The organism is Rhodococcus sp. BP-261 (assembly GCF_019835205.1).
Taxonomy (GTDB): domain Bacteria; phylum Actinomycetota; class Actinomycetes; order Mycobacteriales; family Mycobacteriaceae; genus Rhodococcoides; species Rhodococcoides kyotonensis_B.
On record NZ_JABUCO010000004.1, the window covers coordinates 360,597 to 380,963 of the forward strand.

Below are 20,367 nucleotides of genomic sequence, written 5' to 3' on the forward strand. Positions count from 1 at the left end.
CCTCACGCGAGGTAGACAGCGACACCCACTACTCCGATCCACGCAAGGGCGAGCACCTGCAACACCCTGTCGCCCAGCGCGATCTCCTCCGGTTCACCGGCCTGACCCCCGTCGACGTCCACCGCGTACCGCAGGATCGCGATGGTGAACGGAATCATCGAGATCGCGAACCAGTTGGTCGAGGTTTCGGCGTCTTGTTCGAAGGCCCACAGTCCATAGCAAATCACGACGGCCGTCGCGGACAACGTCCAGACGAACCGAAGGTAGGTGGTCGTGTAGTTCTCGAGCGACTTACGAATCTTCGCGCCGGTACGTTCTGCCAGCTGGAGCTCGGCGTAGCGCTTGCCCGCGGCCATGAACAACGAGCCGAACGCCATGATCAACAGGAACCACTGCGACAGCGGAATCGAGGCGGCGACGCCACCCGCGATGGCGCGAAGCAGGAAGCCCGACGAGACGATGCAGATGTCGAGCACGGCCTGGTGCTTGAGCCCGAAGCAGTAGGCGAGCTGGATCGCGATGTAGACGGCGATGACCAGCGCGAGCTTCCAGTTCGCGAGGAACGACAGTCCGATCGCCAGCACGATGCAGGCGATGGCCATGCCGTACGCCAGCGGGACGGGCAGCACACCCGCGGCGATGGGCCGGAAACGTTTGGTGGGGTGCGCACGGTCGGCCTCGACGTCCATCGCGTCGTTGACCAGGTAGACACCCGATGCCGCGAAGCAGAAGACGACGAACGCCAGACCCACGGGCAGCAGGACGTCGGCCTGCGTCACCGATCCCGCGGCGAGCGGGGCAGCCAGGACCAGGACGTTCTTGACCCACTGACGTGGACGCAGGGCCTTGATGATCCCGTCGACCAGGTTCTTCGGGGGCGCCCCGACGGCAGTAGCTTCCTCGCTCATGAATCTCCTTCGAACTTGCGCACGGCGGCTGCGGACAGAGCGCCGAGCGCAGTTCCGGCGAGTACATCTGTGGGGTAGTGCACACCGAGGACGAGCCGCGACAGCAGCATCGGAGGCACCAGGACCGCAGGCAAGGGTAGACCGGTGAGCCGTCCGAGCAGAATCGCGGCTGCCGTCGTCGAGGTGGCATGCGACGACGGGAAGCTCAGCTTGCTGGGCGTCGAGACGTTGATCTGGACGCTCGGGTCGTTCGGTCGAGGGCGACGGACGACGCGTTTGATCACGATCGACGCCGCATGCGAGCCGACGGCACCGACGGCGACGCCTGCCCACTGCCTGCGACGCGTCGAGTCCAGAGCCGCGCCGACGCCTGCGACGGCCACCCAGCCGAGCGCGTGCTCGCCGAAGTGGGACATGCCGCGCGCGACGGAGATCGCGCCCGGCTGGGCTGCGACGGTCTTCTGGATCTTCGACAGGATGCGAACTTCGGCGGCTGCCTCGCTCTGGTTCTTACGCCTCGTAACGAAAGACACGTTCCCAGGTTTCCTTACTGGTGAGGTGAGGGACGGCGTCGCGATAGCGACCCTTGAGATCGGGGAAGCGGCGAGACAGTTCCGTCCGCAGCGCCATGGCTTCCTTGAACAGAGCCGCCGCCTTCTCGCGGTCACGCTGCCGGTACACGACGCCACGGCCGTCGGCAGTGGTGACGGTGACGCCGTCGACCTGGGACAGCAGGAACCAGCGCGCGTCGAGCGTCGGCACGTTGAGCTGCGGGCGCTCGTGGTGACGCGTGTGCGCGGGCTTGACGTTGTGGATCAGGCCCTTCGCGAGACGGCCGATCTTCGCGAGCGGGTTGGTGGGCAGTCCGACGGCTCCCACCTCTTCGCCGGACGCCAGCGGCAGTTCCGTCGAGGAGCCGACGACGACGGCGTCCGGGTAGTTCTTGCGCAGCGCGTGCACATCGCCGAGCGACGTCGGCAGGATGTCCAGGATGTGTTCGGGTCCTTCGAGGAAGTCGCGGATCGCCTTGTTCTGGATTGCGACGGTCGAGTACTCGAGGCACAGCAGATGCTTGATCGTCGCCTTGACGGTGTCGAGGACGAGTCCTCGGCCGTTGCCCGGCATGTGCAGCGCCGCGACGACGAGACGGTTACGCAGGTGGAAGTACGCCTGCCAGTCGATGGCGTCGTCCTTGTCGCTCCACGCCATGTGCCAGATCGCAGCACCGGGCAGAGTGACCGTCGGGTAGCCGGCTTCCCGTGCGCGCAAACCGTATTCGGCGTCGTCCCACTTGATGAACAGCGGGAGCGGCTGGCCGAGTTCCTCCGCGACGACGCGCGGGATCATGCACATCCACCAACCGTTGTAGTCGACGTCGATACGCCGGTGCATCAACTTGCTGGAGCGCAAAGGGTTTTCGCTGAAGTCGTGGTCGTACTCGACGTTCTGGGCACCGGTCCACATGAAGTTGGTCCGGTTGACGACCTCACCCATGACGTGAAGGTGACTGCGCGCCTGCAGATTCAGCATCTGTCCGCCGACGAGTGTCGGTACTTTCGCGAAGCGGGACATCGCGAGGGCACGCAGGATCGAGTCCGGCTCGATCTCGATGTCGTCGTCCATGAACAGGATGTGCTGCGCCGACGTGTTGTTCAGCGCCTCGTACATGATGCGGCTGTATCCGCCGGAGCCGCCGAGGTTGGCCTGGTCGTGGACGGCCAGCCTGCCACCGAGAGCTGCGGCGGCCGCGTCGAAACCAGGTTCGTCCTTGGCTTTTCGGGTTCCCTGGTCCGGCATGATGACGGCGTCGACCACCTCGAGAACCAGCGGGTCCGATCCCAGCGCCTCCAGCGCCTTGACGGCGTCGGTCGGGCGGTTGAACGTCGGGATTCCGACGGCGACGCTTGCCTCGCCCGGCGCCTCGATCGGCGCGTACCAGCCTGCGCTCTCGAGCACGACCTCGCTGTCGGAGGTGATGTCGAACCAGATCCAACCGCCGTCCTCGAACGGGCCGAGATCGATCAGGAACTCTTGTGTCGCATCGGATTCGACGACCTCGCGGCCCTCGACGTGGATGCGCGAGCTGTCGGCCTTGGACCGATAAACGTCGATGCGGCAGTGCCCGGCGACCTCGACGCGCAGCACGACGGACGTCAGGATGCTGTAGCGCCGCCAGTAGCTGGCCGGGAACGCGTTGAAGTAGGTGCAGAACGAGACCTCGGACTCGGCACCGACGGTCAACGACGTACGCGAGAGCGAATGTGCCCGTCGCGCGTTGGTCGTCGCTTCCTCGAGGTAGAGCGTGCGCACGTCGAGCGGCTCACCGGATCGCGGCAGCAGAATCCTCTGCAGAAGCGACTTGCCGAGAACCTCGGTGACGTCCTGGACGCCGTCGTCGAGCAGGTGTTTGGCCGTCATTTGTCCCCCGTCAGCGCAGCGCCCGACTCGAAGTGCGGGACGAGCGTGTTGTCGTACATGTTGAGCGCGCTGGCGATGGCCATGTGCATGTCCAGGTACTGGTACGTGCCGAGGCGACCACCGAACAGCACGCCCGCGTCGGCCGTTTCCTTCTTGGCCAGGTCGCGGTACGCCTCGAGCTTCGCGCGGTCGTCGGGGGTGTTGATCGGGTAGTACGGCTCGTCGCCGCTTTCCGCGAACCGCGAGAACTCGCGCATGATCACCGTCTTGTCCGACGGGTACTCGCGCTCGGGGTGGAAGTGGCGGAACTCGTGAATACGGGTGTACGAGACGTCGCCGTCGTTGTAGTTCATGACGGGCGTGCCCTGGAAGTCGCCCGTCGGCAATACCTCGGTTTCGAAATCGAGTGTGCGCCAACCGAGTTCGCCCTCGGCGTAGTCGAAGTACGCGTCGAGGGGACCGGTGTAGACGATCGGAGCGTCGGGGCTCTCGGCCGTCAGCTCCGCCTTGACGTCGAACCAGTCGGTGTTCAACCGAACCTCGACGAGCTCGTTGTCGGCCATCTTCTCGAGCCACGCCGTGTAGCCGTCGACGGGAAGGCCCTCGTAGGTGTCGTTGAAGTAGCGGTTGTCGAAGTTGTAGCGGACCGGCAGACGCGTGATGTTGCCCGCGGGCAGATTCTTCGGATCGGTCTGCCACTGCTTGGCCGTGTAGTCGCGGATGAACGCCTCGTACAGCGGGCGGCCGATCAGCGAGATGGCCTTCTCTTCGAGGTTCTGCGCGTCCTTGGCGTCGAACTCGCTGGACTGCTCCTCGATGAGGGCGCGCGCCTCTGCAGGCGAGTAGTACTTGCCGAAGAACTGCGAGATCAGACCGAGGCCCATCGGGAACTGGTACGACTGCCCGTTGTGCATCGCGAAGACGCGGTGCTGGTAGCTCGTGAACTCGGTGAACTGGTTGACGTAGTCCCAGACCCGCTTGTTCGAGGTGTGGAACAGGTGCGCGCCGTACTTGTGGATCTCGATGCCGGTCTCCGGCTCGGCCTCCGAGTACGCGTTGCCGCCGATGTGGTGACGACGGTCGAGGACGAGGACGCGCTTGCCCAGCTGCGACGCCGAACGCTCCGCCACGGTCAGGCCGAAGAATCCGGATCCGACGACGATGAGGTCGTATCGGCCGGTCACGGAGGCATCTCGGGCAGAAGACGAAGGAGTTACAGCAGTCACGGGCAACCAGGGTATCCGACGCCGGCAGATGTGCCGTCCATGGTTGGTTCGCCGGCGGATTGCCCAGTCACCGGCGCAGCAGGTATGTATCCATCACCCAGCCGTGCTCGGCCTTGAGCTGCGCACGCACCTGCTCGATCTCGCCGATGCAGTCGTCGAGCGGCCCGGCCACCAACTGTTCATCGTCCGTTCCCAGGTTGGCTCCCCAATGAATACTCCACCGGCCGTCGCCGACCAGGCTGCGGCAGGTCAGGTGGCCGTCGAGCATGACGACGACGTTGTCCGCCCCCGCGTTCACGTCGTCGAGCAGGGCCCGTCCGGTCGTGATCACGATCGGCCCGCCGATGCGATTGAGCACCAACCGGTGCGCCGCTGCGAGCATCGACACACTGCTGATGCCAGGGGTGACGTCGAAATCGATGCCCAGCCTCTCGACGACTCGAATGGTGCTGTCGTAGAGCGCCGGGTCGCCCCAGACCAGGAAACCGATCGTCGACGACGGATCCAGCTGCGCCAGGACCTCCTCGTACGCGCGGGCACGGGCGTCGTGCCAGTCGAGCACCGCGGTGCCGTAATCGCCGGGCTTCCGGTCGCGCTCCGGATCGGGCACCTGAATGACCGTCGGCTCACCGGGAACGTGGCGACGCAGGATCTCGGCGCGCGCCTGGGCGAGGTCGCCCACCGAGGAGCCCTTGTCGGCGACGAGAAAGACGTCGACCTCACGGAGCTTGGCGACGGCCTGGACGGTGATCTGGTCGGGATGGCCTCCGCCGATTCCGACGAGATGCGCCCTCACGCGTCGCCCCCCGGCCGTTCCGGTCGTTCCGCGGGCTCCACTCCTGGCCGTTCCGGTCGTTCCGCGGGCTCCACTCCTGGTCGTTCCCGGCACGCGTCGTACAGGTGCGATTCGACGCCCGGAGTGCGGCCCACCGCAGGCCCGACCAGGATCACTGCCGCCTGCCGGAGCCCCGCGGCCTCGACCTGATCCGCGATGTCGGCGAGCGTTCCCGTCAGAACGAGCTGATCCGGCTTGCTGGCGTGGAACACGACGGCAGCGGGGCAGTCGGACCCGTAGAACTCGACCAGCTCGTCGGCCAGAACCCGGGCGCGCGTGATCGCGAGGTGCAGCACCAGCGTCGCGCCGGTCGCCGCGAAGTTCGTGAGCGCCTCGGCGTCGGGCATCGCGGTGGAGCGTGCCTGGGTCCGCGTCAGGACGACGGACTGCGTGACCTCGGGAACCGTCAGTTCGACGCGCAACGTCGCCGCTGCGGCCGCGTACGCCGGCACCCCAGGCGTGACGTCCCACGGCACACCTGCCCGGTCCAGGCGCGCGGACTGCTCCGCGAGCGCCGAATAGAGAGACGGGTCACCCGAGCACAACCTGGCGACGTCCTCACCGCGTTCGTGCGCGGCGACGAGCTCGGCGGTGATCGCGTCGAGATCCATCCTTGCCGTATCGACCTTCCGAACATCGTCGGGGCAATGCGCGAGGACGGCGTCGTCGATGTAGGTGCCCGCATAGACGCAGACCGGGCTGGTTCGGAGTAACTCCGCCGCGCGCAGCGTCAGCAGATCTGCGGCGCCCGGGCCGGCGCCGATGAAGTGAACAGTCACGAGCAGCAGCCTAAATCGGGTCGCTCCTGCGGACTCCACGCCCAACCCCAGGCACGGAGCCCGACGCGCCGCGGCCCCTCGGATCCCCGCACTGGCTAACTCTCAAGCTAAGGTTTAGCCTTGTGTCTGATGAGGTTGTTGTTACTCGTGTGACTTGATTCAAGCATCAACAGTTACACACGTAACAACAGCATCGAAGCTTGCGGACATTGGATCTGAACGGAAGCAGAACGCGTCGCACCGTCGCCGGAAGCTTCGCGGCGGAGGCCATGGCAGTACCGGTCGCCCGTCGCACCCAACAACCAGGGAGAAACGCCTTGCACCGTCGAACGAAGCCGTCGATCGTTCTCGGCGCAGTCGCCTTGCTGGCCGTCGCGGGCCCCGTGACGGTCTACAGCATCTCCGGCGACGCTGCGTCCACCGATGTTCGATCGGCCAACGAGACCACCCCTGTCACCGTGCCGACCAAGATCGTCGAGACAGCGCTCGAATCCGCGCCGGACATCGTCCTCCCCCTCGCAGAACTCACGGGTCTGCCGTTGCCGGACCTGCGCCTCTCCGACCTGAAGTACCTACCTCTTCCGGACAACATCACGCTTCCTGCGATCCCGGAGATCCCCGGCCTGACCGTTCCGGCACCGACGAGCCCGTCGGCGCAAGCTCCCATTCCCGGCCTGGAGCGCAACAACGCATCGGCACCGATTTCCCCGTCCGCCGACGACCCGGGCGCCCCCTTGGGTGCCGTCGTCAAGGAACTGCGTCAGGACGACCCCTTCAGCATGGTCGCGCTGACGTCGACGGCTCTCGACGGGGCTGTCGCGCAGGTCCGCCGCCAGCTCGACGACGGTTCGTGGGGCCCGTGGATCGCGACGGAACCGATCGACACCGCCGCGAGCGACGCCGCACCCGTGCCCGACAAGAAGGGCACCGAACCGATCTTCGTCGGCGCGACGAAGGCCGTGCAGATGCTGCTGACGCCGCGGCCCGGATCTGCCGTTCCCGCACAGGAACTCGCACCGGCACCCGAGGCAACACCTGTTCCCGAGGCGCAGGCACCCGCTCCCGAAGCGCAGGCACCCGCTCCCGAAGCGGCAGCACCCGATCTCGGGTACACACCCGCGTCGGTCTCGAAGCCGCTGCGCCAGCAGGAAACTCCCGTCGCGGACGCATTGGCCGACATCAGTGCCGTGCTCATCCAGCCGGGAAGCTCGCCTGCGGACTCCGCGCTCGCCGACCTCGCGACGCCCGTCGCCGGTGATGCAGGGCCGAAGGTCATCTCGCGTGCACAGTGGGGTGCCGACGAATCGATCCGCTGCGCCAACCCGACGTACGACGACTTCCTCGGTGGCGCAACGGTTCACCACACCGCAGGCAGCAACGACTACTCCAAGTCCGAGTCGGCCGAGATCGTCCGCGCGATCTACGCCTACCACGCACAGACGCTCGGCTGGTGCGACGTCGGCTACAACGTGCTGGTCGACAAGTACGGCCAGATCTTCGAGGGTCGCGCAGGCGGACTCGACAAGCCGGTCCAGGGCGCGCACGCCGGTGGCTTCAACGAGAACACCATGGGCATCGCGATGATGGGTGACTACACGTCGCAGTCGCCGTCGCAGGAAACCCTCGACTCGGTCGGCAAGTTCCTCGGATGGCGTTTGGGCAAGGCAGGTCTCGACCCCAAGGGTGAGACCACGATGACGTCCGAAGGCACGAACTACACGTTCATCGGCCAGGGCCAGAGCGTCGACCTGCCGGTGATCTTCGCGCACCGCGACGTCGGAAACACGACGTGCCCCGGCGACGCCGCCTACTCGAAGATGGACGAGATTCGCGACATCGCGGCCGCGAATCTCGGGGGCGGAAGCGTCGACACCGCTCCTGCACCGTCGGTGGACGAGCCGGAACAGGCAACGCCGTCGTCACCGGGAACGGATGCGAGCAGCACTGTCGGACAGAACATTCCGGCTCTCGTCGACGAACTGGTTCGCCTTGCGAGCTCGAACCCCATCGCGAAGAAGTGGCTCGACTCCGGCGGTGAGACAGGATCGCTCGGCACCCCCGTCAGCGGTCTGGTCCAGGTCAAGGGCGGCGGCGAAGCCGCGGCGTTCACCAACGGGTCTATCTTCACTTCGCTTGCCGGACAAGCTGTATCGGTGATCGGCAAGATCTTCGAGCAGTTCATGGCCCTCGGCGGCGAGAACGGTGAACTCGGTCTGCCGATGACGGACGAGTACCGGGTTCCGGAAGGTCTGCGCACCGACTTCGAGAACGGGTCGCTGATCTTCAACGAGCTCACCGGCATCGTCACGACCGTCATCAAGACGTACAACGACACGTACGAGCAGGAGATGCAGAATCCTGTCGCTGCCCCGGTCGAGCCCGCTCCCCCGGCTCCGGCCCCGTAGCAGTTCCGCCCAGAGAAATGCCCCCGCACAACGGCGTGCGGGGGCATTCAGCGTTCTCGGGGCCGTGGGCTCTGGGGGCCGTGGGCTTTGGGGACCGGGGGCTGGCGCGGCATCGATGCGCCGAGGTAGCCGTCCAACGGCTGCCGGGGACCATCGATGCCACCGGGGAGGGCCGAACCGTCACCACCAACGCTCGAGGACCCGCGCGACGCCGTCGTCGGCGTTGGTGGCCGTGACCTCGTTCGCGACGGCCAGAGCGGCGGGATGCGCGTTGCCCATGGCGACGCCGAGGCCCACCATTTTCAGCATCGGCACGTCGTTGGGCATGTCGCCGAACGCCGCGATCTCGCCGACCGCGACGCCGAGCCGCTCGGCGACGACCGAGAGCCCCGACGCCTTGGTGACACCGGGCGCAGAGAGTTCGATCAGTCCGTTGTCGGTGGAGAACGTCAGGTCGGCGCGACCGTCGACGAGCGGTTCCAAGGCGTCGACCATCTCTCCGCTGGATGCGCTGGACAGTCGGATGAGCAGTTTCACGGCCGGGACGTCGAGAACCTCGTCCTGCGAGACCTCGGTGTTGTCCGGGTTCAGCCAGGCGTGTTCGTAGCCGGGTGAGCTGACGAACTGCGGGGTCGCGGCGTCGTGAGCGGTGGCGCCGACGCGTTCCGCGGCGAGACCACAGCCCGGCAGGGTGCGGTAGGCGATGTCGGCGAGCCAGCGCAGCGTGTCGCTGGACAGTGTCTGCGCGTCGAGGATGCGGTCGGTGCCACTGTCGTAGACGACGGCCCCGTTGGCGCACACGCACATGGGGGCGTACCCGAGTTGCTCGACGACGGGCCCGATCCAGCGCGGCGGACGGCCGGTGGACAGCACGAACGGCGTTCCTTCGGCGGCCATGGCCAGCACGGCCCTGCGGGTACGCGGGGTGACGTTCTCGTGCGGGTCGAGGAGCGTGCCGTCGACGTCGCTGGCAACGAGGCGGGGCTGGATACGGCTGGTTTCAGGCATCGGGGTCATTCTGCCGTACCGACATCCGCGCCAGTGGAGCGGAGCCCCACCCAGGGCGGAAAAACCACCACCTCAGGGTGCACGCCACCACCTCGAGGGTCCGTGTCGGCGAAGCCCGATCCCGACGAGTGTTCTGTACATGGATTTCACCACTTCAGAGGCCACGACCTTCCCGCTCTCCGCCGCTCAGCGCGGAATCTGGTTCGCGCAGCACCTGGCGGGCGACGTCCCCATCTCCATCGCGCAGTACGTCGAGATCCACGGCAATCTCGACATCGAGCGCCTGACCACTGCGGCGAAGACCGCGGGCCGCGAGTTCGGCACCGGCTACCTGCGCATCGTCGAGGTGGACGGCCACCCGATGCAGACGATCGATCCCTCCACCCCCGAGACCATGCCGTACTTCGACCTCCGCGGCGAGGCAGATCCGATCGCCGCCGCGCGAGCCTGGATGTACGACGAGTACACCTCGCCCCTCGATCCGACGCGCGATCGTCTCGTGAACATGGCCGTCCTGCGCGTCGGCGACGAGCAGTCGTTCTGGTACTCCCGCATCCACCACATCGCCCTCGACGGGTACGGCGCGATGACGCTCCTGAAGCGCTGCGCCGAGCTCTACACCCTCGGCGGCGACGCACCGGCATCCAAGGCCGAGGACCTGAACATCCTCGTCGACGCCGACCGGAAATACCGCGCGTCGGACCGCTTCGACGCCGACCGCGAGTACTGGACCGAGCACCTCGCCGGACTTCCCGACCCGGTCAGCCTGGCCGGCCACGCAGCACCGGCCGGGGCACATCCGAGGCTGCACCGCGGCGAACTGAGCCGCGCGATGTCGCAGCGGCTCGAAGAGGTTGCGGCGCAGCTCGAGTCGAGCGTCGCACCCGTCACCGTCGCCGCCTTCGGTGCGTATCTGGCCCGTGCCACCGACAGCACCGAGGTCACCCTCAGCCTGCCGGTCTCGGCACGAACGACCGCCGCGCTGCGACGCTCGGGCGGCATGATGGCGAACGTCGTCCCCCTGCGTCTGCGGCTGACGGCCGCGACGTCGGTCGCCGATCTGGTGCGCGACGCGCAACTGGAACTCACGGGGGCCCTGCGGCGTCAGCGATACCGTCAGGAAGACATCGCCCGCAATCTCGGCAACGCGTCGGGCTTCGGACCGTCGGTCAACATGATGATGTTCGACACGCGAATCATGCTGGGCGACTTCACCGGCCGCCTGCACGTGCTGACGTCGGGCATGATCGACGACCTGTTCGTGAACATCTACCCCGGTGTCGGCGGTGAGAGCACGCACATCGATTTCCAAGGTAATCGGGAGCTCTATTCCGACGACGATCTCGCACGCCATCACACCGCATTCCTCGCGTTCCTCGAACGATTCCTGGACTCGCCGTCCACACCGGTCGTCACCCTCGACATGACCGACGTCGATGAGATGCACAGCGGCGCCGAACCCGTTGCCGTACGGACTTTTCCGGAGATCCTGGGCGACGCGGCGACCCGGCGTCCCGACGGAATCGCCATCGCGAACGGCGACGACGAGATCACCTACCGCGAACTCGACGAACGCTCGAACCGTCTTGCTCGCGCACTCATCTCCGACGGCGCGCGCCCCGAAACCACGGTAGCGGTGCAGATCTCACGCTCGATCGAGTCGATCGTCGCGATGTGGGCCGTCGCCAAGACGGGCGCTGCGTTCGTCCCCGTGGACCCGACCTACCCGCAGGAGAGAATCGACTACCTCGTGTCCGACTCCGGCGCACTGTTGTCGATCGACGACGTCACCGGACACGACGACTTCTCCACCGAACCCATCACCGACGCCGACCGTATCGCGCCGATCCGCCCGGGTAACGCCGCGTACATCATCTACACGTCGGGGTCGACGGGGAAGCCGAAGGGCGTCGTCGTCACGCACGGCGGACTCGCCGATCTGGTCGACGACGGTGTCACCCGCCTCGGACTGACCGAGAACTCGCGCCAGACACATTTCTACTCACCGAGTTTCGACGCGTCCCTGTCGGAACTCCTGGTGACGTTCGCTGCGGCCGCGACGGTGGTCGTCGTACCTCCCGGAACCTACGGCGGCAGCGAACTCGCCGACCTGCTGACCGCGCAGCGCGTCACGCACACCGACGTCACCCCTGCCGTTCTCGGCACGCTCGACCCCACGAAACTGCCCGACCTGACCCATGTAGTCGTCGGTGGCGACGCCTGCCCATCGGAGCTTCGCGCCCGGTGGGCAGGCGACCGGCAGATGATCAACGGGTACGGGCCGACCGAGATGACGGTGACGTCCACCTACAGCGCACCGATGAGCGTCGACGGCCCGGTCACGATCGGCACCCCGGTCGGCGGCACGTCGGCCATCGTTCTGGACCGCTGGCTGCGGCCCGTCCCCGCTGGACGCGTCGGCGAGCTGTATCTGGCGGGTGAGGCGATGGCCCGCGGATACCACGATCGTCCGGCCGTCACGGCATCCCGGTTCGTCGCGAGCCCGTACTTCCCCGGCGAACGCCTCTACCGCACCGGCGATCTCGTGCGCTGGAACTCCGATGGCCAGCTCGAGTACTCGGGACGCAGCGACTTCCAGGTCAAGATTCGCGGGTTCCGCATCGAGCTCACCGAGATCGACGCGGCCATCTCCGCCGCAGCGGACGTCGACTTCGTCATGACGATCGGCCACCGAACCGATTCGGGTGCAACGATTCTCGTGTCGTACGTCACCGGACGGGTCGACGTCGCCGCCCTGACCGCGCAGCTGTCCGCGACCCTGCCCGCCTACATGGTGCCGTCGTCGATCATGGTGCTGGACACGGTCCCGCTGACCCCGGTCGGCAAAGTCGACCGCCCAGCACTTCCCGACCCGGTGTTCACGACGTCGACGTCGCACCGACCGCCGAGCACCGAACGGGAGATCGCGATCGCAGCACTGTTCGAGGACGTTCTGAGTATCGACTCCGTCGGCGCCGACGACAGCTTCTTCGCCCTGGGCGGCGACAGTATCGTCTCGATCCAACTGGTGTCCCGCGCGAAGACCGCAGGACTGCACTTCACCGCTCGCGACGTCTTCGAGCGCAAGACCGTTGCAGCACTGGCCGATATCGCCACCGATATCGTCGCCGCACCGGTGCTCGACGAACTACCGGGCGGCGGCGTCGGAGACGTGCCGTTCACGCCGGTTGCCGCCGAGATGGTGGCTGCGGGCCACTTCCGCACCTACAGCCAGGCAGTCCGGATCACCCTTCCCGACGGCATCTCCGACGACACGCTGATCACTGCAGCGGCGATTCTGATCGATCATCACGACGCCCTGCGCTCCCGCGTCACGGACAAGCACGAGATCATGCCGGCCGGATCCGTCGATGCCGCAGCGGCATTCGTCACGGGGGACCTGGAGGATGCCGCGGATCGTCTCGATCCGGGAACCGGGAAGGTCGTCCAGCTGGCCCGCACCGACGATTCTCTGTGGATCGTCCTGCACCACATCGCCGTCGACGGAGTGTCGTGGCGAATCCTGCTGCCGGACTTCGCGTCCGCCGTGATGGGTGAGTCGCTCGAACCCGTCGGCACCTCGATGCGCCGATGGGCGCACGGACTGACCGACTGTGCCGCCCGGCGCATGGACGAGGTGTCCCTGTGGTCCGACATCGCACGCACACCGGATGCCCCACTGTCGCACCGCTCGATCGATCCGGCGATCGATACCGTCGCCACCCGCGTCGACAGCGTCGTGACCGTCCCGGCGGCACTCACCGATACCGTCCTCGGCACCGTCGTCGACCGCTTCGGGTGCGGGCCGAACGATGTCCTGCTGGCTGCACTGGCCCTGGCCGTCGCCCGTTGGCGTAGCCGTGCGACGTCCGTGGTCTCGCTCGAAGGCCACGGACGAGAGGAGCAGGCAGTGCCCGGAGTCGATCTGGCGCGCACAGTCGGATGGTTCACGACGGTCTTCCCCGTCGCGTTCGATCTGACCGGCATCGACATCGCCGACGCGTTCGCCGCGGGTCCGGCCGCAGGCACGGCGCTGAAAGCGGTCAAGGAACGACTGGCCACGATACCGGACCATGGCATCGGCTACGGCATGCTGCGCCACCTGGCCGACGCGTCGGAGATCGCCGTGACGCCCCAGGTGTCCTTCAACTACCTGGGACGCGTGCAGACGGCAGCCGATTCCCCCTTCATGCCTGCCCGATTCGCGTCGCATGCCGATCCGGCCATGCCGCTTCCCGCCGCGATCGACATCAATGTCGTTGCGGAACAAACGGGTTCGGACACCGAGCTGGTGGCGACGTTCTCCTACGCGTCGACCATGTTCGACGACGTCGACGACCTGGCCACCGCGTGGATGGATGCACTGACCGCCCTGGCCGCGCACGCCGACGCCGAGACCGTCACGAGGCACACGCCGTCGGACTTCCCGCTCGTGCACACGACGCAGACCGAGATCGATTCGTGGGAAACCGAATTCCCGGAACTGATCGACGTGTGGCCCCTGTCGCCGCTGCAGGAGGGCTTGCTGTTCCATGCGGTGTTCGACGCGGAGGGTCCGGACAGCTACATCGTCCAGTCCGTTCTGACGTTGACGGGCACCGTTGACGCCGGCCGGTTGCACGATGCAGCACAGGCACTCGTCGACCGGCACGAGAATCTGAGAGTCGCCTTCCGCGAGCAGGATTCGGGCCCTCGACAGATCGTGTTGGATCAACTCGACGTCGGCTGGACCGAGACCGATCTACGTGGCGCGGAAGACGCAGCATTGGACCGAATCTTGGAGCAGGACAGGGTTACTCGCTTCGACATGGCACATCCGCCGCTGATCCGGTTCGAACTGATCCGTACCTCCGACGACGGATACCGCCTGGTGATGACCAACCACCACATCCTGCTCGACGGCTGGTCCACGCCTCTGCTGGTCCAGGAATTGCTGACGCTCTACGCGGCGCTGAACGGCGTCGTCTCACTTCCGCCCGCACGCTCGTACCGCGAGTACCTGGCGTGGCTGGCAGAGCAGGACCGCGGCGCGTCTCGGCTGGCGTGGCAGGAGGCACTGGACGGAGTCACCGAACCGACGCTCGTGTCGTCGTCGGACCACATCGGCGGCGACAGCACCGCGGGTGAGCACTCCCGGGCGCTCGGCGCCGACGTCACGGCCGCTCTGCACGGGCTGGCCAGGACGCACGGCATCACGATCAACACGGCCATCCAGACCGCGTGGGCGATGACGCTGTCGTCGCTGACCGGCAGGACCGACGTCGTCTTCGGCGGCACGGTGTCCGGTCGGCCACCGGCTCTGCCGGGCGTCGAGCAGATGGTCGGACTGTTCATCAACACCGTTCCCGTCCGAGTTCAGCTGGATCCGCGAGAGACGCTCGCCGAGTTGATGTCTCGCGTCCAGAAAGAACAGTCCCAGTTGCTCGACCACCAGTACGTCGGGCTCAGCGATATCCACGAGGCAACAGGACTTCCCGAACTGTTCGACACGTCGACGGTGTTCGAGTCGTACCCGGTCGACCGAGCGGCGCTGTCGCAGTCACTGGACCTGGCCGGAATGCGGGTCGTCGACGCCGAAGGCACCGATGCAACTCCGTATCCGCTGTCGCTGTTGATCATCCCGGGTGACTCACTGCAGATCACGCTGAAGTACCTGGAGAACGCCGTCGACGATCCCGAAGCAGTACTCGACCGCTGCGTGGATCTGCTGTCGCGGGTCGCTGCCGAGCCGGACACGAAAGTCCTGGCCCTGTCGCCGGCTGCAGAGCCCATCCGTGGTGAAGCAGCACACGCTCCGCGTACCTTCGCGTCGATCCTGTCCGACACGGTCGCGGCACACCCCGATCGCATCGCCGTCACCTACGAGGGCACGGAGATCACCTACCGCGAACTCGATGCACGGTCGAATGCGCTGGCACACCGACTCGTTCGGCACGGCGCGAGGCCGGAGACGTTCGTTGCACTGGCGATCCCGAGGTCCATCGAGTCGGTCCTCGCGATGTGGGCGGTCGTCAAGACCGGCGCCGCGTTCGTTCCGATCGACCCGAAACTGCCCGCCGAGCGGATCGAGCGCATGCTCGACGACTGCGGCGCCCGTATCGGCATCATCGCCGATCACGACATCCCCGCCTTCAACGCGCCGATGACGTGGATCGACACCACCGACACCGCCTGCAGCACGACACCTGTGGACGCACCGGCTCCACACCTGGACAACCTGGCCTACATGATCTTCACGTCGGGATCGACCGGGACGCCGAAGGCCGTCGCGGTTCCGCATCGCGGGCTGGCGAATTTCGCCGAGTCACAGCGCGAGGAGTTTCGCCTCGACAGCACGGCACGCGTGCTGCACTTCGCCTCACCGAGTTTCGACGCGTCGATCTCGGAGTCGCTCATGGCCTGTGCACACGGCGGCACCCTGGTCGTCACACCACCGACCGTCATGGCAGGTGTCGAGCTCGCCGAGCTGGTGCGTCGGGAACGCGTCACGCACATGGTCATCACGCCCGCAGCGCTGGCCACGGTGGATCCGATCGACAGTGTGCGTGTGTTGGCTGTCGCGGGTGAGGCACCGAGTCGCGACGTGGTCGAGCGGTGGGCAGGCGATCGGGTGATGCTGAACCACTACGGACCCACCGAGTTCACGATCTGGGCGACGGGTTCGGCTCCGCTGCAGACAGATTCACCGGTCGACATCGGTGGTCCGATTCGCGGGGCATCGATGCTGGTTCTGGACAGCTGGCTCCGCCCGGTCGCCGACGGCACCCCCGGCGAGCTGTACCTCGCCGGCCCCGCCGTCGCGCGTGGATATCAGAACCGCCAGGACCTGACGTCGACGCGATTCGTCGCGCATCCCACCGATCCCGGCGTTCGCATGTACCGCACGGGTGACATCGTCCGCTGGGACGGAGAGCGACTGCACTACCAGGGCCGCGCCGACTTCCAGGTGAAGATTCGCGGCTTCCGCGTCGAACTCGGCGAGGTGGACGCGACGTTCACCGAGCGTCCCGACGTCGAGTTCGCCGTCACGATCGGTGTCGACGGACCTGCGGGAGCGACGGTCCTGGTGTCCTACGTTCTTGCCGCCGACGGCACGACACCGGATCCGGAAGCGTTGCGGCAACACGCATCCGAACGCTTGCCCGGATACATGGTCCCGACGGTCGTCCAGATGCTCGACGAGGTCCCGCTTACTCCCGTCGGGAAACTGGATACGGCGTCGCTCCCGAAGCCGGACTTCGCATCTCGGCGTCGACGCTACCGCGCTCCGCGCACACCGATCGAGTTGCTCGTGGTGGACGCGTTCAGCGAGATACTGGGCGTCGACGACGTCGGTGCCGACGACTCCTTCTTCGACCTCGGCGGCAACTCGCTCGTCGCGACCCGAGTGGTGACGCGCATCAACGCGGCTCTTAAGTCACCTGTGTCGCTGCGTGACCTGTTCGAATCCCCCACTGCAGCAACGCTGGCGAGCCGAATCGACGACGGCGACACCGGCTCGGAATCGACACCGTTCGACACCGTCGTCCCGCTGCGGCGCGGCGACACAGAGGCTCCGCTGTTCTGCATCCATCCCGCATCCGGGATGGCATGGAGCTACGCGGGACTCGCGGCGATGCTCGGAACGGATCGCACCGTCTACGGTATCCAGGCACCCGAACTGGCCGGGGTGGCAACGACGTCCACGCACCTCGACGACGTGATCGATCGGTATCTCGCCGAAATCCGCGCGGTGCAACCGCATGGCCCGTACAACCTGCTCGGATGGTCGTACGGCGGGTTCGTCGCACACGGAGTCGCAACCCGGCTGCAAGCAATGGGCCAGGAGGTGTCGCTGCTGGCGATGCTCGATTCCGACGTCGACGCGTGCGAGCTCGAACCGCCGAATCCACTGACCACCGGTGAATTCTTCGGTGAGTTCGCGCCCGTACTCGGCATCGACGGAGTGACGTCCGAGATCACTGCGGACGACGCAGCGATGCGGGTTCGGGAAACCGTCGGAGTTCCCGTCGAAGCGCAGCACGTCGACCGTCTCGCGACGGCCTACAACAACGCACTACGACTGCTCGTCGGATATCGCCCGCCGGTGTTCGACGGGGACGTGCTGTTCTTCAGCGCTCGCGACTCACACGCCGCCGAGACGTGGCGAACCTACGTCACCGGCTGGATCGACGACCATGCTGTCGACGCCACCCACGACGGCATGCTGGATTCCGCTTCGCTGCACCAGATCTCGGCCCCGCTGGCCGCCCACTTCACCTACGCACTCGCCTCCTAGGAAGGATCACATGACCACCTCGATCGAAGTATGCGACCTCCGCAAATCGTTCGGCCCCGTCCAGGCATTGCGCGGCATCGACTTCGCCGCCCAGCGCGGTGAGGTGCTGGCGGTGCTCGGGCCGAACGGCGCGGGCAAGACGACCACCGTCGGTGTCCTGGCCACACTCGTCACACCGGACAGCGGGACGGCACGCGTGGCAGGACACGACGTCGTCACCGACCCCGCAGGTGTCCGCGCGTCCATCATGCTGACGGGCCAGAACGCCACGCTCGACGAAACCCTCACCGGCTACGAGAATCTCGTGATGTTCGCCCGACTCATGGGCATGCGGCGCCGCGATGCGAAGCGTCGTGCGGACGAACTGCTCGACGAGTTCGACCTCACCCACGCGGCCGGTCGACGCGTCGGCCGCTACTCCGGTGGGATGCGTCGCCGCATCGACATCGCCTGCGGTCTCGTCGTCCCACCCGAGGTCGTGTTTCTCGACGAGCCGACCACAGGACTCGATCCGCGCAGCCGACAGGCCGTGTGGGACTTGGTCGCCGGCTTCTCGGACCAGGGCATCACCACATTGTTGACGACGCAGTATCTGGAGGAGGCAGATGTGTTGAGCGACAGGATCGTCGTGGTCGATCACGGCACGGTCGTCGCCGAGGGAACCTCGGCGGAACTGAAGGCGCGCACCGGTGGAAGTTACTGCGAGGTGGTTCCGCTGCACCCGCACGACGTGCCCGCCGTCGCCGAGGTCCTCCGACCGATGTTCCCGGGTGGCTTCCTCCTCGACCCGACATCCGACCGGGTGTCCGTTCCCGCGCCCGACGGCGCCCGCACGCTGGCCGAGGTGCTGCACCGAATCGACGGTGCCGACGTCGAACTCGTCGACATCGCACTGCGACGCCCCTCGCTCGACGAGGTCTTCCTGTCTCTCACCGGCACACCAGTCGCAGACAAGGTCGCGTCGTGACCGCGCCTGCCCGGTCCTCGGGCTTTCAGTGGTGGGTGCTGACGTCGCGCACGCTGCGCACGTCGATGCGTGCGGGTGAGTTCGTGACGGCGCTGATCGGGCCGGTCGTGTTCACGATCGGCTTCTATCTGCCACTGCAGAAGGTCATTTCGATGTTCGGCAACGGCGTGTCCGACTTCGGGCAGTTCCTGATGCCTCTGATCGCGTTGCAGGCCATCGCGTTCACGGCCATCTCGGCGGCGTTCCTCGCTGCGACCGACGCCACCACGGGCATCAACAGACGGTTCGCGTCGATGCCCGTCTCGCCGGCCGTGCCACTGTCGTCGCGCGTGGCGACGGGACTGCTCAAGTGTGCGATCTCCTCCGCCGCGGCCCTCGCATGTGGTCATGTGATCGGATTCCGGTTCTCCGGCAGCGCGCTTCAGACTGTGGGTTTCGTCGCTTTCGTCGTCGTCATCGCGGTGACACTGATCGTCGGCGCAGACATGGTCGGCACCCTGTCCACGAGCCCGGAGGCGACGACGCAGATCCTCGTCCTCCCGCAGCTGATTCTCGGCCTGCTGTCGACCGGTTTCGCGCCGATCGACCAGTTCCCCCAGTGGGTTCAGCCGTTCGTCCGCAACCAACCCATCTCACAGTTCACCACGGCACTGCGAGGCCTCGCCGACGGCACCGCAACCGGGTCCTCGCTGCTGCCCGCCGTGCTGTGGCTCGCGGGCATGCTCCTGCTGTTCGTTCCCCTGTCCCTCCGCGTGAATACGAGACGCCCATGACCGAGAACGCCACCTCCGCGCTCGTCCCCCAGACTCTGATCCAGAGCAGGCGCCTGCTACTGCATATCGTGCGCGATCCGATGACCCTGATGCAGTCGATCGTCTACCCCGCCATCATGCTGGTGATCCTGAACATCGTTCTGGGACAGCAGGTATCCGCATTCTCCGGTCACGACGCACTGTACGGGACAGTGCCCATGACCGCGGTGCTCAGCGCGATGCTCGGATCCGTCGCCGGTGCCGTCACCCTCGGAAGGGAATGGGACGCAGGCATTCTCGCCAGGTTCTGGGTGTTGCCGATCCACCGCGCATCCGGCCTCGCGGGTCGTGTGACGGCAGAAGGCACACGAATTCTGGTCACTACGCTAGCCATCATTGCCGTCGGGCTGCTTCTGGGTTTCACGTTCCACGGCTCGGTGGTGCTGTTCGTCTTGATCCCGTTGGTGTACGGCATGGCGTTCACGACGGCTGTCATGGCCGCGTCGTTCACGCTCGGCAAGACGGCACTCGTCGAGACGGTGTCGTTGTTCTGCTCGCTGTCGATGTTCCTCAGCCCGGGCTTCGTGCCGATCGCTGCCTATCCGTCATGGATACAGCCGCTCGTCGAGTACCAGCCGATGAGCTGCGCGATCCAGGCGATGCAGGCGATTGCACTCGGTGAACCGGCCGGCGCGGCGCTGGCGAAAGCGGGCATCTGGTCGGTCGGAATCTTCGCCGTCTCCGTCGTCCCGGCCTACCGCGGATTGCGACGGGCAACGCAGCCACGGTGA

12 protein-coding genes are annotated in these 20,367 nt (G+C 66.5%); 5 read left to right on the forward strand and 7 right to left on the reverse strand.

Annotated features, from left to right (window positions below; genetic code table 11):
* Positions 1-2: 2 nt before the first annotated feature.
* The 6 genes from HQ354_RS07390 to cobM form a co-directional block, all read right to left on the reverse strand.
* On the reverse strand, positions 3-908 hold the full coding sequence (locus HQ354_RS07390; protein WP_068430006.1) for a decaprenyl-phosphate phosphoribosyltransferase: 906 nt from the start codon (positions 906-908) through the stop codon (positions 3-5).
* On the reverse strand, positions 905-1,387 hold the full coding sequence (locus HQ354_RS07395; protein ID WP_374107309.1) for a phosphatase PAP2 family protein: 483 nt from the start codon (positions 1,385-1,387) through the stop codon (positions 905-907). The genes HQ354_RS07390 and HQ354_RS07395 overlap by 4 nt, the downstream gene beginning before the upstream one ends.
* A gap of 31 nt (positions 1,388-1,418) precedes the next feature.
* Positions 1,419-3,326, reverse strand: a complete 1,908-nt coding sequence (locus HQ354_RS07400) for a glycosyltransferase (RefSeq protein ID WP_222634342.1) — start codon at positions 3,324-3,326, stop codon at positions 1,419-1,421.
* On the reverse strand, positions 3,323-4,552 hold the full coding sequence (gene glf / locus HQ354_RS07405) for a UDP-galactopyranose mutase (protein ID WP_174551478.1): 1,230 nt from the start codon (positions 4,550-4,552) through the stop codon (positions 3,323-3,325). Before glf ends, HQ354_RS07400 begins: the two co-directional genes overlap by 4 nt.
* Positions 4,553-4,619: 67 nt before the next feature.
* Positions 4,620-5,348: a precorrin-6A synthase (deacetylating) gene (gene cobF, locus HQ354_RS07410; protein ID WP_068429995.1), complete on the reverse strand. Its 729-nt coding sequence runs from the start codon at positions 5,346-5,348 to the stop codon at positions 4,620-4,622.
* Entirely contained in the window at positions 5,345-6,166 is an 822-nt protein-coding gene (gene cobM / locus HQ354_RS07415) for a precorrin-4 C(11)-methyltransferase (RefSeq protein ID WP_222634341.1), read from the reverse strand. Before cobM ends, cobF begins: the two co-directional genes overlap by 4 nt.
* A gap of 317 nt (positions 6,167-6,483) precedes the next feature.
* Here cobM and HQ354_RS07420 point away from each other — a divergent pair, with 317 nt between their 5' ends.
* Positions 6,484-8,571 carry an N-acetylmuramoyl-L-alanine amidase gene (locus tag HQ354_RS07420; protein ID WP_068430124.1) on the forward strand — a complete coding sequence of 696 codons (2,088 nt, stop codon included), beginning with the start codon at positions 6,484-6,486 and terminating at the stop codon, positions 8,569-8,571.
* Between the two features lie 180 nt (positions 8,572-8,751).
* On the opposite strand, the gene HQ354_RS07425 is transcribed toward HQ354_RS07420, so the two are convergent.
* The gene (locus HQ354_RS07425) at positions 8,752-9,588 is read right to left on the reverse strand and encodes an HAD family hydrolase (protein ID WP_222634340.1); all 837 of its coding nucleotides are present in this window, start codon (positions 9,586-9,588) and stop codon (positions 8,752-8,754) included.
* Positions 9,589-9,718: 130 nt separating this feature from the next.
* Between HQ354_RS07425 and HQ354_RS07430 the strand changes: the two genes are divergently transcribed.
* The 4 genes from HQ354_RS07430 to HQ354_RS07445 are packed head-to-tail and all read left to right on the forward strand — an operon-like array spanning position 9,719 to position 20,367.
* A complete protein-coding gene (locus HQ354_RS07430; protein ID WP_222634339.1) occupies positions 9,719-17,857 on the forward strand; it encodes a non-ribosomal peptide synthetase in 8,139 nt (2,712 codons plus the stop codon).
* A 10-nt stretch (positions 17,858-17,867) separates the two neighbouring features.
* Positions 17,868-18,824 (forward strand): ATP-binding cassette domain-containing protein, encoded by a 957-nt coding sequence (locus HQ354_RS07435; protein ID WP_114331117.1) that lies wholly within the window; start codon positions 17,868-17,870, stop codon positions 18,822-18,824.
* On the forward strand, positions 18,821-19,597 hold the full coding sequence (locus HQ354_RS07440) for an ABC transporter permease (protein ID WP_308115140.1): 777 nt from the start codon (positions 18,821-18,823) through the stop codon (positions 19,595-19,597). Before HQ354_RS07435 ends, HQ354_RS07440 begins: the two co-directional genes overlap by 4 nt.
* On the forward strand, positions 19,594-20,367 hold the full coding sequence (locus HQ354_RS07445) for an ABC transporter permease (protein ID WP_222634338.1): 774 nt from the start codon (positions 19,594-19,596) through the stop codon (positions 20,365-20,367). The genes HQ354_RS07440 and HQ354_RS07445 overlap by 4 nt, the downstream gene beginning before the upstream one ends.

What these genes read in the sequence shown, in the direction of transcription:
- HQ354_RS07390 (WP_068430006.1), bottom strand. Translation starts at nt 908, where the DNA reads ATGAGCGAGGAAGCTACTGCCGTCGGGGCGCCCCCGAAGAACCTGGTC.
- HQ354_RS07400 (WP_222634342.1), bottom strand. Translation starts at nt 3,326, where the DNA reads ATGACGGCCAAACACCTGCTCGACGACGGCGTCCAGGACGTCACCGAG.
- HQ354_RS07425 (WP_222634340.1), bottom strand. Translation starts at nt 9,588, where the DNA reads ATGACCCCGATGCCTGAAACCAGCCGTATCCAGCCCCGCCTCGTTGCC.
- HQ354_RS07430 (WP_222634339.1), top strand. Translation starts at nt 9,719, where the DNA reads ATGGATTTCACCACTTCAGAGGCCACGACCTTCCCGCTCTCCGCCGCT.
- HQ354_RS07435 (WP_114331117.1), top strand. Translation starts at nt 17,868, where the DNA reads ATGACCACCTCGATCGAAGTATGCGACCTCCGCAAATCGTTCGGCCCC.
- HQ354_RS07445 (WP_222634338.1), top strand. Translation starts at nt 19,594, where the DNA reads ATGACCGAGAACGCCACCTCCGCGCTCGTCCCCCAGACTCTGATCCAG.